Raw genomic sequence first — 16,481 nt, 5'->3', positions numbered from 1 at the left:
TATGATGCGACATTATCATTCCCTTGAAGAAGTCTCCACGCAAAATGCATGGCTCACCGTCGGTGTTTTCGATGGTGTTCATCGCGGGCATCAGCGGATCATCCAAAAGCTGGTCCACGATGCGCACGCGCAGGCTGAACCCGCGGTCGTGCTTACCTTTTTTCCACACCCCGCCACGGTCTTAAGCGGACACGAGATCAAATGCCTGACCACACCCGAGGAACGCGCGGACCATTTGATCAATCTGGGCGTGGACCATGTTATTACCCAGCGCTTCACACGGGACCTTTCAACTGCCACTGCCTATGAATATATGACTCAACTCAAGCAGAGTCTTGGCCTCAAACACCTGCTCATTGGCTATGACTTTGCCCTCGGCAAGGGGCGCGAAGGCAATGCCGCGCGTCTCACCGAAATTGGAAAGGAATTGGATTACACTGTCGAAGTCGTCGATGCGCTCAGCGATGAAAGTGGAGTGATCTCCTCGACAGAAATCCGAAAGCTGGTCGCCACCGGGAACGTCGTCGAAGCCGCGAAATTACTTGGGTATCAATACAGCATGAGCGGAGTGGTCATTCGCGGCGCAGGCCGTGGACGCACCATCAACTTTCCCACTGCCAATGTGGATTACTCAAAGCAAAAAGCCGCACCGTCCAATGGCATCTATGCCTGCTGGGCACATCTTGGCGAAGAAAAATTCATGGCCGCCACCAACATCGGCTTCAATCCAACATTCACCCCCGAAAGACAGGATCCCAGTCTCGAAGCCTATTTGCTTGATTTCGACCGCGATATCTACGGCCAAAGCTTGAGATTGGAATTTGTTGCCAGAATTCGGGATGAATTAAAATTCAATTCGGTGGAAGCGTTGATCGAAAAAATATATGACGACGTGGATCGAACAAGAGAATTACTTGCTTGACGGGAGGCCAAAGTCTGCAGACTTTGGAAGGTCACTGGGAGATAAACATGAGAATACGTTCCGGCATTATCCTGATCGAAGATGACAAACTTGCCCTGATCGAACGTCACCGCGCGGGGCTGCATTATTTCACCTTCCCCGGCGGCGGTGTGGACAAAGGCGAGAGCCCGGAGCAGGCCGCCATTCGTGAAGCGGAAGAGGAATTGGGTATTCAGGTGGAGATCAAACAAAAGGTGGCGGATGTACACTTTGGCGAAAGACCGCAGTATTATTTTTTAGCTAAAAGATTTGGCGGGGAATTTGGCACAGGCACGGGCGAGGAATATGGCGAATTCAATCCCGTACACGGTTCTTATCAGCCGCTGTGGATGTCGTTGGAAGATGTGAAAAATAAAAATGTCGTGCCGCGTGAACTTGCCGATTTGGTCGTCCGTTTTGCAAAGGAAGGCTGGCCGTCAGAGCCAGTTATAATCATCGAGAAGAAATAAAAAATGGGACGGGAATGGATGTTGAAGAAATAATCTTCCATTCTCTGTCCTTTGGTTATCGCCCTCCCATGCATATCCTCATCATTCACCAGGCATTCGCATCTCTCAACGAACCGGGTGGCACACGCCACCATGAATTCGCACGCCTGCTGACAACTCGTGGACATAAAGTGACCGTGATCGCTTCACCGGTTAGTTATATTACGGGAACCTCCTTCAAAGTGGAGGATGATCAAGCGGGTGGAGGAGATTTGACCATTTTGCGCGCGACCGTGTACGATGCGCATCATAAATCCTTTTTGCATCGCATCCTCGCTTTTTTTTCATTTATGCTTTCATCTTTTTGGGTTGGGCTTGGCGTAAAAAATGTTGACCTGGTCTGGGGCACGTCGCCGCCGATTTTTCAGGGAGTGACTGCCTGGGTTTTGGCACGCTTCAAAGGCGCGAAGTTTTTGTTCGAGGTGCGCGACTTGTGGCCGCAGTTTGCGATCGCAGTGGGTGTGTTGAAGAATCCCATTTTGATCTTTCTCTCCGAATGGCTGGAGCGATTCCTGTATCGCCGCGCTGATCAGGTGATGGTCAACAGCCCTGGGTTTTTGCAACCAGTGACCAGCCGCGGCGCGAAGCGGGTGAAATTAATTCCCAACGGCGCAGACCCATCCATGTTCGATCCCGATGATGACGGCTCGGCATTCCGCCAATCGAATCAGTTAACGGATAAATTCGTTGCGCTCTATGCCGGTGCGCATGGAATGTCGAACGATCTCAATGTTGTTTTGGATGCGGCGGGTTTGCTGGCTGACGAAAAGAATATTCAGATCGTGTTGCTTGGTGACGGCAAGGAAAAGCCCGCGCTATTAACGCAGGCGGAGAAGATGAATCTATCGAATGTGACCTTTCTGCCGTCGGTGCCGAAGACCGAGATGGCAGCAGCCCTTGCAGGCGCGGATGCTTGTATTGCGATCCTCAAACCGCTTGAAGAATATAAGACGACCTACCCGAACAAAGTGTTCGACTATATGGCTGCGGGACGCCCTGTGGTTCTTGCAATTGACGGTGTGATCCGTGAAGTGGTTGAGGCTGCAGCATGTGGGATTTTTGCGGAGCCCGGAAATGCGGTTGAACTGGCAAATGCGATCCGCAGGCTTGCGGCTGATTCGCGCAAAGCCGTGCACTAGGTTTAAAGGGAAGAAAATATTTGGAGGAGAATTTTAGCCGGGCAGTGATCGGGGAAAAACTGGTTGCCTTGCTGGAGGACCTGGTTTCGAGCCGCTGATTTGATTGGAAAAAAAAGTTTTAGGGGAACATTCCATTTTCCCTTTCGTCATACAGATACGCCGAATAAAAATCGAAAGGAGAAGAAGATGAAAATACGCTTCTACTGTATCCTGACCCGCCACAACTCGATTGATTGGTCGTAGCCGCGAATATCACCTTGAAAGCGGGTAAGCGAATTGGGCGGCGCGTTCTTTTCGAGGAATTCGATCACTTCCTGATCGTTGCGAATCGATTCAGATAAAACCGCTTCACCGCCAACGGAGAAGTTGGGCAGGCGCGCGGCGATGTTCACAGTGGAGCCGAAATAATCGAGTCTGTCGTTTAGATTTACAACAATGCATGGCCCGTGATGGATGCCGACCTTGAGGGAAAGCGGCGGCTCGCCTCTTGCGGAGATCTGTTTTTGCGCATTCCAAACCGCGCGCACGGCCGAGACAGGGTTGCGAAATGCCGCCATGATCGCATCGCCCATGGTCTTGACGATGGAACCGCCTTCCGCGGTCACAGCTTGTTCGAGGATTTCAAAGTGCTCGCGCACACGTCCGAAGGCGGGCGCATCGCCGATGTCACGATAAAGTCTGGTTGAGTTGCGCAGATCGGTGAACATTAGCGTGGTCGCGCCGACTGAAATTTCTTCGCCGGGGCGCAGCACTTCACTTGAGAACAGGTCACGGAAGACTTGCAGTGTGGTCACGTCTGCTGCTGTCGCCGCCTGATCTGACCAGGCGGTACGCACCAGTTCAAAGGTCAGGGTTGAATCGGTGTCATTGATCAGGCGAACGTTTGGGCTGAGTCCCAACTTTGTGATGCCTGTCGGCCATCCGTTGAGTCTCGCGCGAAAATCGATCTGTTCCAGGCCGTCATTCGCTGCAAGCAATATCTGCGTGCCGGGAATTTCCGAGGCATGCAGGGAATAACGCCCTTCATTGAGCACGGTTGAAAAAGGAAGCTGCTCGTGCGGCGGCACGGTGAGCGAAAATGCAATGTGCGGCTGGCGCTGCGGGCTGCCCACGCAAAATTCCACGGTGGCATCCACGGGCCGCACCGCCGAGTTGGGTCGAAAGATCACTTCAACATTGTGATCGAAGTTTGTTGTGAAATCGATCTGGCAGGTGTTGCAATGTGCCGTGGCATGCAGGTCGCTCAGCCGTGCATAATCATCGGTGACGCCGCGGCATTCGGGGCAGAGAATATCCCAATACATATCGAGCAGGCCTGTGCGCGTGGCTCGCAGGAACGACTCCAATACGGTGCGGCGATCCGCCTTCCATCCATCTGCAAGCGCGTATGGCCTCATGCGCTGGATGGATAGATCGTCGGCATAGTTCATGTATTCATAAAGATGACTAAGGATGGATGAATCGACGCCCTGTTCTTTTAATCGCTCACTCAGGACCTTGAACCTGGCCTGACCTGACGATGAGAGGTTTCTCCCCTTGATATTCATCACGATCGAACCGATGTTGGATGTGATGAGGTCATACCGTTTAAATGTGCTTTCAAAACGTTTCGCACTGACAAAGCCAATGGCAAGCGGAATGCCAATATCGCCCAGAATGTTCGCCGCTTTGACCTGCACATCGTAAATGATGCGCGTGCCCGAAGGCTGCAACGGTTCAAGACGGCAATCCACACGCATTTCCGCGAGCGGACCGCTTTTATAGCGGCGCAAGATCCCAAAGCGGTAGGGATAGGTCCATTCAAAAGGATCTTCTTCCCAACGAATATCGATCAATGGGATCTTGAACTTTACAAGTTTTGCGCCGTTCGAAATTCCAAGCAGTTGCATGGGCGGCAGGCCTGTATCTCGGTTGAAGCGATTCGTGTCCGACGCGAGCGGCCAGAGCGCCTCCGGCGAGGACTCCAGATCCCATGTCCATGTGTAGTGGAATTCTTTTGCCATGTTGAGTTAGACAATCACTGTCGGGGTAATTTTACTCACGTTTTGTTCTGACTGCATTGCAAAGCAGTTATTGCTGTAATTATGGAGTATTTTAGGTTGTACTATAAAAACAGCCTGTCCAAATTTGGACAGGCTGTTATCGTTTATCAGGCTTTTCTGCCGCCGTTGCGTTCGGGGTGAGCTGGGTCTGCTAATAGTTCGGAAAGCTTATGTGCGCCTTCCGGGCTGGCGACCGCAATGATCTCATCAAGCTCCTGAAGCACGCTGTCGCCGCGGGGTAATGTCATCACCCCATCGCGAATGATGGCGGCGATCACGCAGTGTTCGGCCAGTCCCATTTCTTTGAGCTGCACACCAATCGCTTTCGCGCCAGCGGGGACTTTTTCCTCCACCACGGCGTAACGTCCGCGGCGGATCTTGAATAGGGTCATCATGTCACCTAGTGACATTTCCTCCTGGATCAAGTGCGCCAGCACGTCGGCCTGGTTGAGTGAAACATCCACGTGAAATTTCTCATCGAACAGCCACGCGTTGTTTGGGTTGTTGACGCGTGCGATGGTGCGCGGCACGCCAAACATTTTCTTGGAGATAAAACTGATGGCTAGATTCATCGAGTCGTCGCTTGTAACCGAGGCCACTGCATGCGCTTCGCGGATGCCTGCCGCTTCAAGAATGCTGGGGTCCGATGGGTTGCCTTCGTAGATCACCTCGGTGGGTAATTCCTGATGCAACAGAGTAAGCAGGTTGCGGCGGTTTTCCACCAGGCGAACTTTGTAATTTTCATTCAATAACAAATTTGCGAGACGTGCCCCAGTGCGGCCGCCTCCAGCGATTAATACGAACATGTTAAGCCTCCGCCTTTCCATTCAGGCGCGATGTGAGCGCACTGACACCGTCGTAAGTGCTGCTGAAATTAAGCATATCTCCGGTTTGCAGGGGCATGCCCAACTCTGGTAGAAATGAACGTCCCGCCCGGGTGAGGGCAACCGCAAAGCATTGCTCGAGCGGTTCCATTAATTCGCGTAAACGGCGACCATTCCAGGCTTCAGGGATGCTGACCTCATACACTTCCACTTCGCCATTGCCCGCGGAATAAACCACGCGCTGCGACGGGTTGATCAACAATTCTTCCACCCGCTGCGCACCCCAAAATGTGGAGCTGACGGTTTGCAGTCCGAAGGATTCAATAACCGGGCGCAGGTTGGGATCGTAATTGCGTGCCACCACCACAGGGACATGGTAGTACGTGCGCGCGGTATGGGCCACAACCGCATTCAATGTATCTGAATTTGTGACGGCGGCGAGGCCGTCTGCTTCTTTAATGCCTGCGCGGTCGAGTACGTTTTCTGCCAGACCTTCGCCTTCCAACGTGCGTCCGCGAAAATCGGGATGCAGACGATTAAAGGCCTGTCTGTTACTATCCACAATGGTGACTTGATGGCCGCCCTTGAACAGGCGATACGATAGCTCAGCGCCTACGCGGCCGCAACCAACAACAATTAAGTTCATAAGATTTACTCCTGGTGTGCTATGTGCTTTTCATGCACGTGATAGGGCACGTCGGTCACGACCACCCCATGTTTGTTTAATAATTCGCTTCGCAGAACATTGGCAGTTTGCATATGCAGCAGATTATGCCAGCGTTTCGAAGGCATGAACTGCGGCACTACAACTGTGATCGTCTCATTTGGCTGGCGGTTTTCAATGATCTCTTTCAAATATTCAAGCAGCGGCTCAACAAAGAGCCGATAAGGAGAATCAAGGATGACCAGGCGTGTTCCTTCCCCCCATGCCAGCCATTTCTTTTGAACCTTTTCGGTCTCATCGGGGTCCAGTGAAATGTGCACGGCCGTCACGTCATCTGAAAGCAGGCGGGCATATCTTAATGCTTCCAGCGCGCCCTGATGTACACCACTAATGGGCAGAATCACGCGGTGGCGCGTCTGACGCGCGGGCAACCCGTCAAATTTTTCCAGGGAGAGACTGTGGGCCAGACTGGTATAGTGGCGATGAATGGAGAAGAAGAGCATCACCAGCAGCGGGGTAAGAATCAATACGATCCATGCGCCTTCGCGGAATTTCGTAATTGCAAAAACAAACATCACGACAACGGTGCACAATGCGCCAAATCCGTTGATCAACATTTTGGACTTCCACTTGTCATCGGGGCGCAAAACCGATCCGCGTTCAAATACCTCTTCGCCTTCCTTGAGGCCGCCGATCTTCCGCCAGCGGAGCGCCATGCCGAATTGCGATAATGAAAACGACAGAAAAACGCCGATGGCATAAAGCGGGATCAAAAGCGTCACATTCGCTTTAAACGCGATAATGAGAAGGGATGCAATAATGGACAGCGTGATAATGCCGTTCGAATATACGAGGCGGCTTCCGCGGAAGGTCAACTGACGAGGGAGAAAGCCATCGCTGGCAGCCAGCGCCCCGAGGCGCGGAAAATCAGCAAAGGCCGTGTTTGCCGCCATAATGAGGATGACAGTTGTTCCCCAGATCGCCGCAAGATAAGGCAGCCCGCGTCCATTAAAGACCGTACGCGCCAGTTGTGAGATGATGGTCTCCTCTTCAGAATACACAGCTCCGATCTGACCTGTCAGATGCGAGATGCCAAGGAAGAGCGCGCCCAAAATGAGAGACATCCAGATCAATGTAATGCCAGCATTGCGGCTGCGCGGTTCATTGAATGCGGTGATGCCGTTGGAGATCGCTTCTACACCGGTCAATGCTGTGGTGCCATTTGCAAACGCATGCAGGATCAGGAATGCAGAGATACCCGTGACGCTATGCATGATGTCCAATTCAGGGGGATTCACAACTGTGCCCAGTGTTCCCGATAGGGCTCGAAAAAGACCGATGCCTACGGTGATAAACATCATAACGATAAAGAAATAAGTTGGAATGGCGAAGGCTACGCCCGATTCTTTGACTCCCCGTAAATTGATCAGCATGATAAGAAGTACCGCCCCGATGGCGATCTCAACTCGATAAGGTTCAATGTTTGGGTAGGCTGAAACGATCTGCGCCACGCCTGATGAAACAGACACTGCCACAGTCAGAATGTAATCTGTGAGCAGGGCAGCGCCAGCCATCTGCGCGGGAAGTTCGCCCAGGTTATCGCGTGCCACAATATATGCGCCGCCTCCGCCCGGATAGGCGTGAATGGTCTGTTGGTATGAAATGGTCACGATTGCAAGCAGAACAACAATGGCAAGGGAAATCGGAAAAACATATCCGAATGCGATCGTGCCTGCCGCTGCCAGAACACCCAGGATTTCCTGTGTGGCATAGGCGGTAGATGAAAGCGCATCTGAAGCAAAAACGGCCAGACCCACGGCCTTTCCGATCGTCTGGTGGGGAGCATCCGCTGTGGAAAGCGGCCTTCCGATCATCCAGTGGCTGAGTGATCTGGGCGGCGTGTAATCGCTTTCGCGCCGCATGATTTCGGTTTGATTATTTTGCGGGGTTAGCATGTTTCTCTTTCGAAATTAAAGGCTTTCTTAATGACATATAAAACGGGCGTGATTATAGTACAAATCTTGTTTGTTATGATTGCTAGGGGATTTGGTAGGGAACGTCTGTAATAACGACACCTGGCTTGGATAGTAATTCCTTGCGCAGCATATCTGCCGTTTGCATGTGTAGCGCATTGAATATTCGTTTGGATGGAACAAACTGTGGCACGACAATGGTAATGGTCTCGTTAGACTGTCGGGTGGCAATGATCTCTTCGATGTATCCAAGCAGCGGTTCGAGAAAGAGACGGTAGGGAGATGCCACGACCACAAGACGCGTTGATTTTCCCCAAGTCTGCCATTTTCGTTGAACCTTTTCAGTCTCATCCGGATCCATGGAGACATGCACCGCAGTTACATCATCTGATAACATGTGCGCATATCGCAAGGCGGCCAGCGTGCCTTGATGAACGTTGCTAACGGGTACGATGACGCGATGGCGGCCTGTGTAAGGCGGGGGCTCACCATAGTGCTCCAGCGAGAGGCGGCTGGCTACTCCGGAATAGTGGCGATGGATCATGCTGAATAATCCGATCAACAAGGGCATGAGGAAAAGGACAATATACGCGCCATCTTCGAATTTTGTGACCGCGAAGACGCACATCACAACTGCGGTACAGAGAGAACCAAAACCGTTGACAACCATCTTGAATTGCCAGTTCTTTTCGTAACGGATCGTAGAGCCACGCTCCTTGATCTCAACGCCTGGGGCAAGATGCCCGATTTTCCACCAACGGCGCGCCATGCCCGCCTGTGAAAGTGTAAAAGAGAGGAATACGCCGATTGCATAAAGAGGAATAAGACGGGTAACACTGGCCTGGAACGAAATGATCAACAGCGAGGCAATAATGGCAAGTGTAATAATGCCATATGAGTAAACAAGACGACTCCCACGATAAGTCAATTGGCGTGGAAGAAAACCATCCTTGGCAGCCATTGCGCTTAACCGTGGAAAATCAGCAAAGGCAGTGTTAGCAGCCATGATCAAAATAACAGTTGTACCTGTGATGACCCCGAGGTATAAAGTTCCGCGCCCGTTGAAGATTGTGCGCGCAAGCTGGGAAATGACGGTCTCTGCCTCTGATGGAACGGCCCCTATATGAGTTGTAAGGAATGAGATACCCAGGAAGAGTGATCCAAGAATCACAGCCATCCAGATCAGGGTAATGCCAGCGTTACGGCTGCGGGGTTCCTTGAATGCAGTAATGCCATTAGATATGGCTTCCACGCCGGTTAATGCGGCCGTACCGCTTGAGAATGCATGTAATAGAAGGAAGGGCGTTACAACGCTAACTGTTTCCCCCAAATGTTCAAGGGTCGGCGGGTCTATTACCAGACCCAATGTTCCTGTGAAATAGCGGAAGATTCCTATGCTGACGGTTAAGAACATTAACACAATGAAGAAGTAGGTCGGAATGGCGAAAGCCGCCCCCGATTCTTTCACACCACGCAGATTGATCAGCATTACAAACAGCACACACGCTATTGCAATAGCGATACGATACTGGAACAGTTCGGGATAGGCTGATACGATCTGTGCCACCCCTGAAGCAATTGAAACAGACACAGTGAGAATGTAATCCATCAGAAGGGCGGCTGCAGCGGTAAGGGCAGGGAACTCTCCCAGGTTATCACGTGAAACGATGTAGGCACCACCGCCATCCGGGTAGGCATGGATTGTTTGTTCATACGAAAGGGAAACAATGGCAAGCAGGATGACAATGGCGATGGATATTGGAAAAGCATATCCAAAGGCTATGGTACCGGCCGCAGCAAGGATGACGAGGATCTCCTGCGTGGCATAAGCCGTGGAAGAGAGCGCATCAGATGCAAAAACAGCCAGACCAATGGCTTTGCCAATTGTTTGATGGGGAGCATCAGCAGTGGCGAGTGGGCGGCCAATAAGGAAATGGCTTATATCTCGCGGTGGTTCGTAATCTGTTGTTCGCTGAATAACGGAGGTGGATTTATTATCTTCAGGATTGATCATGTTGCCGGATTTTATGTACTTTGTTGGTAGAACAAGGCGTGATTATAGTCCAAATCCGTTTTTTAAGAGGGTTGCATGGTTGAGCTTACGATTTTGGAGTCGGTGGAACCCGTCAAAATATCCTCATTTCGATCTTCTGAAATTGAATATCGTGCATATCCTGTCTCATGACCATCATGAGACAGGATATGCACGGTGTATCACTGTGAAGCGGTCAGTCTATTTTATTGAGAGTATGATCGTGCGAATGCTCAGTGCAACGATGATGATGCCGACCATGATCATTAGAGTCTTGATGGGCAGTTTGTTGGTCAACATGGCGGCGAGGGGTGCTGCGATCGCTCCGCCGATGAGCAGGCCGAGAATGATCTGCCAGTATTCCTTGAAATTCAAAGTGAGCACGAACAAAATGGACTGCCCCAGTGTGACGAAAAATTCGGAGAAATTCACAGAACCGATGGTGATGCGCGGATATTTTCCACGCGCAACGAGAGTGGATGTGACCACAGGGCCCCAGCCGCCGCCGCCGATGGCATCACAGAATCCGCCGACTAGTCCGAGCAGGCTGATGCGCGGCCCATGATAATCATCGGGTTTTTCGCGCATTTTGGTGGTGAAGGCCTTGTAAATGATGACGAGCCCCATGATAAGCAGATAAACAGCGATGTACGGTTTGATGATGTTGCCGTCTACTGAGGTCAAAATATATGCGCCGAGCAGGCCGCCAATCACGCCGGGCACCAACAAACGGCGCACGAGCTTCCAATCTACATTGCCCAGCTTCCAGTGAGAGAAGCCCGAGATGCCCGTCGTCACTACTTCTGCCATGTGCACACTGGCAGATGCGGCTGCGGGGGGAATCCCCAGACTAAGCAGGAAGGTATTGGAGCTTACGCCGTAGGCCATGCCCAGGGCGCCGTCGATCATTTGGGCGACAAAGCCCACCAGCACAAATAACAAAATGTTGAGATCCATGGTTCACATCCTTTTCAAATTTGATTGTGACCGTCTTTATGATGAGACGGATCGTTGCCGGGTTGAAAGGAGAATTTAGAATTGCCCTTCGAGATATTGTCTGGTGCGTTCGTGTTTGGGATTGGAGAATACTTCCTTTGCGGGGCCAGCTTCGATGACTTCACCGAGATACATGTAAATAACATAATCTGCGAGGCGTTTGGCTTGACGCAGGGTGTGGGTGACAATCACGGTCGTGTATTGCTGTTTCAATTCGATCAAACGGCTTTCGATATTTTGCGAGGAGATCGGGTCCAGCGCAGAGGTGGGTTCGTCGCCGAGGATGATCTCGGGTTCAACGGCCAGGCCGCGGGCCAGGCAGAGGCGTTGCTGCTGTCCGATGGAGAGGCTGGTGGCGGGGTCGTGTAATCTTTTTTGCACTTCCTCCCACAGACCCGCGATCTCGAGATAATGCCGTACCGCGGTCTTATATTCCTTGCGGTCATTCTTCATTTTGTGAATGTGCATGCCGTAGGCAATGTTGTCGTAAATGGACATGGGCAGCGGTGTGGGGCGCTGTGCGAGCAGCCCAACCACCTTGCGGACCTCGGTCACATCCACATCTTTGTCGTAAATGTTTTTGCCATCCACCAGCACTTCGCCTGTGAGGCTGGTGTTTTCGGTGAGTTCAAAGAATCGATTGAAGGTCTTCAATAAAGTGGTCTTGCCGCATCCTGATGGCCCCATGATCGTTGTGATCTGATTCTTGGGGATTTCAATATTGATATCTTTCAAGGCTTGTTGTCTGCCGTAATAGACGTTGAGGTTTTTTACTTGAATATGAGCATCCATGATTTCGCTCCGTTATTTGATGGTGTATTTGTTCAAACGTGCCGAAAGCCAGCGCGAGCCGAGGCTGACCGCAAGTACGATGATGGTGAGAATTAATGCTGCGGCGTATCCGCGCTGCTGCACTTCGGGGTATGGGGAACCGAGTTGGAAAAATACTGCCAACGGTAAAGATGCGGTTGGACGCATCAATGAAGTGGGGATTCGGTCGGTATAACCTGCTGTAAATAAAACGGAAGCTGCATCACCAATGCCGCGACCAAAGCCCAGCAGAATGGCAGTGGTAATACCGGGCAGCATCTGGCGGGTCACCACGCGCAAAGCCACTTCGAATTTTGTGGAACCGAGTGCGAGGGCGGCATGTTCAAGGTCAGCCGGCATGCGGCGGATGACTTCATCCATGGCGCGGGTCATGATGGGGAGTTCGATGAATGCCAGGATGATGATGCCAGCGAGAAGCGAAGCGCGCATGCCAATGGTGATCATCAATGCGAAACCGAAAGCGCCGTATACGATGGATGGGATGCCCCAAAGCACATCCAGTGAAAGGCGGACGTATTGACCCCATTTGGAGTCGCCCAAATAGGTTTTGAGATAAAGCGCAATCGGCACGCTGAAAATGACCGCCAGTAATGTTCCGCCAGTTGCGAGATAAGCCGAGCCGATGATTGCATTGAGAATGCCGCCGCCCTTGCCCATGTAATATCCGCCTTCCGGGATCTTTGTGACCATATCCCAGGAAAGAGACGGCAGGCCGCGCACGATGACGATCCACAAGATCAAGCCAAGTGAACCTGCCACAATGACCAATGAAACCCGCATGATGAATTTCATGAGGGCTTCCATGAGATGGCGTCTTTGCCAGTGTTTTTTCGTTAAGAAGCTCATTTTTTCCTCAACATTCGCCGAAGTACGATCAGGGAAAGGATGTTAAAGATCAGGATGACCACCAATAAAACAAGCGCAGCGCTTAGTAATGCCGCATCGTATAACGGGATGGACATCATCTCGCCGTAGTTATTGGCGATCAGCGCCGGTAATGGATATGCTGAATCAAAGATCGAAGTTGGGATTTGCGGGATATTGCCGACCACCATTAATACGGCGATGGTTTCGCCGAGCGCGCGTGATGCTCCGAGGACGACGGCGGCGAGAATACCCGGTCCCACCTGCGGCAGGACGATATTGCGGATCGTCTGCCATTGGGTTGCACCGACAGCGAGAGATGCGTGGCGCAGATCATTGGGAACTGTGGAGAATATCTCGTACATGACTGAAATGACCAGCGGTGCGATCATCACTGCCAGCACGATGCCTGCGGAGAGGATGTTAAACCCTGTCGGTTGGTTGACACTGAATATCGAAACTGAATCCAGCCAACGGTCGGAAAGAGGCGCGAGTACGTCATCCACAAACGGGACGATGGCAACCAATCCCCAGACTCCATAAACAACTGGCGGAATGGCGGCCAATAGATCCAGGATGGGTTTGGCAAAAGAACGTGTGCGATTGTGCGCATACTCTGCCAGATAGATCGATGTCAGCAGGCAGGCAGGCACGGCGAGGACGACGCCCACTGTCGTGACCCAGAATGTGCCGAGGATGAAAGGCCAAAAACCGAATTGACCGTTGTTGGGTTTCCAGACCTGGCCAAAAATCAGGTCAAATAAACCGTATTTGCTTATGATGGGCCAGGAGCGGAATATCAACGCCACTGTAACAAACAAGATCAGCAGAACCGGCAATAAAGTGAAAATGAAAAATGCCCGACGCGCGGCATGATCCTGGCGGGCACGAAGCGTGGCAGAAGGCCGGGAGTTCCGGCCTTCTGTTTGCTTGTCTGATTGATTGGAAAATGTTGGATTTGCTTGACTCATTTTAGTTTTTCAAGTGACTCAGCTTGTTGCTCTGGAGTGAGTGGCACGAAACCAGCGGCTTCAAGATATTGCTGGCCGTCGGTCAGGATCCATTCAATGAAGGCCAGGGTCAATCCTTCCGGTTTGCCGAGGGTGGCGAGGTTTTCGAAACGGGCGGGAGGCGATGGGTAAGTTCCATTGGCTACTGCGCCGAAAGCATCTTCCTTGACCGTATATATTTCAACCGCATCGGCCTTGCCATTTTCATCGATATCAATGGGTGGGATAACGACGCCGGGCACAAGACTGCCGCTGCTCAGATCGAAGATGCTGTTCAAATTGCCGTAACCAATTGCCAGCGGATCCTTGATCACCTCTCCCAAAATTGAAGGTTCGCCATTGACGCCGACACCTTTGAGATCATCCTGGGTTTCTCCGCCGGTATATTTTGCCCATTGATCGGCAGCGCCAGAGGCATCGGAACGGGTGAAGACATGGATCTCATCCGTGATGGTTGGGTCACCGACCACTTCACCCCAGGTCTTGATCTCTTCGGTAATGTAAATTTTATTGAAGATTTCCTGTGTGATTCCCTTTTCGAGAATTTGCGCAGCAACGGGGTTTTCCATGTTGATGATCGGAAAGACCGCGTCTTTGGTGACGGCCACCCAGAAGATTCCCTGCGCGGTTTCCTCTTCCTTGATGGAGCGGGAGATCATGCCAATATCTACAGCGCCTGCGATGGTGTCGGTCATGCCTTTGCCAGCGCCGCCGCCTTGCACATCGAACTGCACATCAGGGTGAAGTTTGGTGAATTCCTCGGCCCAGACGGTCATCATGGGATAAAGGGCAAATGCGCCCGAGACGGAAATGGTTCCGCTTAGTTGTTCTTCGGCGGGCGCCTGAGCTGCGTTGGATGAAGTACCCGCATCAGACTGGGGGACGGCTGTTGCCACAGGCGCGGCAGTTCCACACGCTGAAAGAGTGACAGCCAAAACCAAAAGCATTGAGAGCCATGTTAAAGTTTGTTTTCGCATTATTTGTCTCCAGTTTGTTTATATATTATAAAGTCTATAGTACTAGTATACTTTTGAGGTAAATAAAAATGCGTTCCCCCGCACGCAGATTCATTCACTTTACTTGATGCCGAGCTTTTTGCGGACCGCGTTCTGACGTTTGGTCACATCAGCGAGGCTGGTGTTATCCAGAATATCGGCAATGGCATTGCGCACATCGCCCATGGCGAGGCGCAGACCGCAAGTCTCTTCATCGGGGCAGCCGCATGGCTCATACGCCATCTGGCTGACACACTTGATGGGAGCGACAGGACCGTCCAATACGCGGAAGATTTGCCCGAGGGTGATCTCACTGGCTGACCTGGCCAGGTAATACCCGCCGCCGACGCCCATCTTACTATGAAGCAGTCCCGCGTTCTTGAGCGTAAGCAGGATCTGCTCAAGGAACTTGGGGGAGATCTGCTCACGAAGAGAGATCTCTTTGATCTGCATCATCTGTGGGGCGCCGCCTTTTTCAGCGGGTTCTGCCAGAGCGATCATAGCCCGAAGGCCGTACTCGCCGCGCTTGGAAAGTCTCACTTTATCTATAACTCCTAGTAATCCAATAGACTTTATCGACCGCAATCATAATTCAGCGACTGAATTATGTCAAGGGGATTCATGACCATTTTACGCAAGATTGATTCGTAGATGGTTTTGGTCATTCCCCTGCCACATTCAATTCCTGATAATACCGATCCAACCAGAGATTGGACCAGCCCCACAGGGTTGAATCCATCACGATCTTTTTAACTTCGTTGCGGGTCATTTTGGCTTCGCTCTCAAAGACCTGCGCGTTATGTCGGCAGACCGCCAGCGTGCGGATGGCGAACATCAACGGAAAGATACATCCCAGCCGAATGCCGTGCAGCCACCATGGCAGTGACTTCACGTATTGCAGCGCTTGCCGCAAATGACGTTCGGCTTTATCCGTCATCATATCCAAAACTTTTAATGCCTGCTCACTGTGTTGGGGGTCGAAGAGTTGCTCACGGGTAAGCCCCATTTCCTGCAGGAATTTTTTGGGAATATACACCCACCCGCGGTTGAAATCTTCACGTAGGCCGCGGATCACGTTGACTGTTTGCAGACCCAGTCCGAATTCGCGTGCGAGCGGCATGATCTCCTTTTCCTTGTTACGGATGGTGATGGAATACCAGGCGAACAATTGTGTGACCAGATATCCCACGCGTCCCGCGACTTCGAACATGTAATCGTCGAGGTCTTTTTCATCGTCGACATTCGAGCCTTGTTTGGTCCAGCGTGCCATGCCCTGGGTGCTGTTGATGACGTGGTGGACGATGATCTCCTGTACTTCATAGGGAAGTGAACTCAGGTGCAGTAATATTTCCTTCGAGTGCTGCGCCACGATCGCATCGGGATTTTCGGTGTTGGCCCCGGTTAACTGGCTGGTCAATGCTTCAACCGATTCCTGTTCACGTAAAATATTCACCCAAAGATTCAAAAGCGCCACCTTTTCATCTGTCTCCATCTCTTCATTGTCCTCGAGATAATCGGAGACCCTTAAAAGAAGATAGGCGATCGTGGTTGCATCGCACAGCACGCGAGGCAGGCGTTCGATGCCGATGGCAAAAGTACGGCTGGTGATTCTAAGCAGGTCGCGAGAGTTCATTCGATCATCCTTGTTCCCGAAGATGTTTA

15 protein-coding genes are annotated in these 16,481 nt (G+C 51.7%); 3 read left to right on the top strand and 12 right to left on the bottom strand.

Annotation, left to right across the window (positions count from 1 at the left end; genetic code table 11):
* Position 1 precedes the first annotated feature (1 nt).
* The 3 genes from IPI86_RS01815 (at position 2) to IPI86_RS01805 (ending at position 2,588) form a co-directional block, all read left to right on the top strand.
* Positions 2-922: a bifunctional riboflavin kinase/FAD synthetase gene (locus IPI86_RS01815; protein ID WP_345296268.1), complete on the top strand. Its 921-nt coding sequence runs from the start codon at positions 2-4 to the stop codon at positions 920-922.
* A 47-nt stretch (positions 923-969) separates the two neighbouring features.
* Positions 970-1,410, top strand: a complete 441-nt coding sequence (locus IPI86_RS01810) for an NUDIX domain-containing protein (RefSeq protein ID WP_345296267.1) — start codon at positions 970-972, stop codon at positions 1,408-1,410.
* A 68-nt stretch (positions 1,411-1,478) separates the two neighbouring features.
* Positions 1,479-2,588 (top strand): glycosyltransferase family 4 protein, encoded by a 1,110-nt coding sequence (locus tag IPI86_RS01805; protein WP_345296266.1) that lies wholly within the window; start codon positions 1,479-1,481, stop codon positions 2,586-2,588.
* 200 nt (positions 2,589-2,788) lie between these two features.
* Here the strand turns inward: IPI86_RS01805 and IPI86_RS01800 are convergent, their stop codons facing one another.
* The 12 genes from IPI86_RS01800 to IPI86_RS01745 form a co-directional block, all read right to left on the bottom strand.
* Positions 2,789-4,591, bottom strand: coding sequence for a DUF5939 domain-containing protein (locus tag IPI86_RS01800; RefSeq protein WP_345296265.1), 1,803 nt, complete (start codon positions 4,589-4,591; stop codon positions 2,789-2,791).
* A 146-nt stretch (positions 4,592-4,737) separates the two neighbouring features.
* Positions 4,738-5,436, bottom strand: a complete 699-nt coding sequence (locus IPI86_RS01795; protein ID WP_345296264.1) for an NAD-binding protein — start codon at positions 5,434-5,436, stop codon at positions 4,738-4,740.
* A 1-nt stretch (position 5,437) separates the two neighbouring features.
* On the bottom strand, positions 5,438-6,100 hold the full coding sequence (locus IPI86_RS01790) for a TrkA family potassium uptake protein (protein WP_345296263.1): 663 nt from the start codon (positions 6,098-6,100) through the stop codon (positions 5,438-5,440).
* 5 nt (positions 6,101-6,105) lie between these two features.
* Entirely contained in the window at positions 6,106-8,073 is a 1,968-nt protein-coding gene (locus IPI86_RS01785; RefSeq protein ID WP_345296262.1) for an APC family permease, read from the bottom strand.
* Positions 8,074-8,155: 82 nt separating this feature from the next.
* Positions 8,156-10,105: an APC family permease gene (locus IPI86_RS01780; protein WP_345296261.1), complete on the bottom strand. Its 1,950-nt coding sequence runs from the start codon at positions 10,103-10,105 to the stop codon at positions 8,156-8,158.
* 219 nt (positions 10,106-10,324) lie between these two features.
* Positions 10,325-11,080 (bottom strand): sulfite exporter TauE/SafE family protein, encoded by a 756-nt coding sequence (locus tag IPI86_RS01775; RefSeq protein ID WP_345296260.1) that lies wholly within the window; start codon positions 11,078-11,080, stop codon positions 10,325-10,327.
* Between the two features lie 75 nt (positions 11,081-11,155).
* Positions 11,156-11,911, bottom strand: coding sequence for a phosphate ABC transporter ATP-binding protein (locus tag IPI86_RS01770; RefSeq protein WP_345296259.1), 756 nt, complete (start codon positions 11,909-11,911; stop codon positions 11,156-11,158).
* Between the two features lie 12 nt (positions 11,912-11,923).
* Positions 11,924-12,742: a phosphate ABC transporter permease PstA gene (gene pstA / locus IPI86_RS01765; protein WP_345296258.1), complete on the bottom strand. Its 819-nt coding sequence runs from the start codon at positions 12,740-12,742 to the stop codon at positions 11,924-11,926.
* Positions 12,743-12,792: 50 nt separating this feature from the next.
* Positions 12,793-13,785 carry a phosphate ABC transporter permease subunit PstC gene (gene pstC, locus IPI86_RS01760; protein ID WP_345296257.1) on the bottom strand — a complete coding sequence of 331 codons (993 nt, stop codon included), beginning with the start codon at positions 13,783-13,785 and terminating at the stop codon, positions 12,793-12,795.
* Complete coding sequence (locus tag IPI86_RS01755) at positions 13,782-14,801, bottom strand: substrate-binding domain-containing protein (RefSeq protein ID WP_345296256.1); 1,020 nt, start codon at positions 14,799-14,801, stop codon at positions 13,782-13,784. Before IPI86_RS01755 ends, pstC begins: the two co-directional genes overlap by 4 nt.
* Positions 14,802-14,900: 99 nt before the next feature.
* Entirely contained in the window at positions 14,901-15,359 is a 459-nt protein-coding gene (locus tag IPI86_RS01750) for an Rrf2 family transcriptional regulator (RefSeq protein WP_345296255.1), read from the bottom strand.
* Between the two features lie 121 nt (positions 15,360-15,480).
* On the bottom strand, positions 15,481-16,452 hold the full coding sequence (locus IPI86_RS01745) for a squalene/phytoene synthase family protein (RefSeq protein ID WP_345296254.1): 972 nt from the start codon (positions 16,450-16,452) through the stop codon (positions 15,481-15,483).
* Positions 16,453-16,481: the final 29 nt, after the last annotated feature.

Origin of the sequence: Candidatus Villigracilis affinis, assembly GCF_016705895.1 — a bacterium.
In the GTDB taxonomy this organism is placed as follows: Bacteria; Chloroflexota; Anaerolineae; order Anaerolineales; family Villigracilaceae; genus Villigracilis; species Villigracilis affinis.
This window is presented reverse-complemented; position numbering and strand designations above follow the sequence as displayed.

What these genes read in the sequence shown, in the direction of transcription:
- pstC (WP_345296257.1), bottom strand. Translation starts at nt 13,785, where the DNA reads ATGAGTCAAGCAAATCCAACATTTTCCAATCAATCAGACAAGCAAACA.
- IPI86_RS01770 (WP_345296259.1), bottom strand. Translation starts at nt 11,911, where the DNA reads ATGGATGCTCATATTCAAGTAAAAAACCTCAACGTCTATTACGGCAGA.
- IPI86_RS01810 (WP_345296267.1), top strand. Translation starts at nt 970, where the DNA reads ATGAGAATACGTTCCGGCATTATCCTGATCGAAGATGACAAACTTGCC.
- IPI86_RS01800 (WP_345296265.1), bottom strand. Translation starts at nt 4,591, where the DNA reads ATGGCAAAAGAATTCCACTACACATGGACATGGGATCTGGAGTCCTCG.
- IPI86_RS01780 (WP_345296261.1), bottom strand. Translation starts at nt 10,105, where the DNA reads ATGATCAATCCTGAAGATAATAAATCCACCTCCGTTATTCAGCGAACA.
- IPI86_RS01815 (WP_345296268.1), top strand. Translation starts at nt 2, where the DNA reads ATGATGCGACATTATCATTCCCTTGAAGAAGTCTCCACGCAAAATGCA.
- IPI86_RS01755 (WP_345296256.1), bottom strand. Translation starts at nt 14,801, where the DNA reads ATGCGAAAACAAACTTTAACATGGCTCTCAATGCTTTTGGTTTTGGCT.
- pstA (WP_345296258.1), bottom strand. Translation starts at nt 12,742, where the DNA reads ATGAAATTCATCATGCGGGTTTCATTGGTCATTGTGGCAGGTTCACTT.
- IPI86_RS01745 (WP_345296254.1), bottom strand. Translation starts at nt 16,452, where the DNA reads ATGAACTCTCGCGACCTGCTTAGAATCACCAGCCGTACTTTTGCCATC.
- IPI86_RS01795 (WP_345296264.1), bottom strand. Translation starts at nt 5,436, where the DNA reads ATGTTCGTATTAATCGCTGGAGGCGGCCGCACTGGGGCACGTCTCGCA.
- IPI86_RS01790 (WP_345296263.1), bottom strand. Translation starts at nt 6,100, where the DNA reads ATGAACTTAATTGTTGTTGGTTGCGGCCGCGTAGGCGCTGAGCTATCG.
- IPI86_RS01775 (WP_345296260.1), bottom strand. Translation starts at nt 11,080, where the DNA reads ATGGATCTCAACATTTTGTTATTTGTGCTGGTGGGCTTTGTCGCCCAA.
- IPI86_RS01785 (WP_345296262.1), bottom strand. Translation starts at nt 8,073, where the DNA reads ATGCTAACCCCGCAAAATAATCAAACCGAAATCATGCGGCGCGAAAGC.
- IPI86_RS01805 (WP_345296266.1), top strand. Translation starts at nt 1,479, where the DNA reads ATGCATATCCTCATCATTCACCAGGCATTCGCATCTCTCAACGAACCG.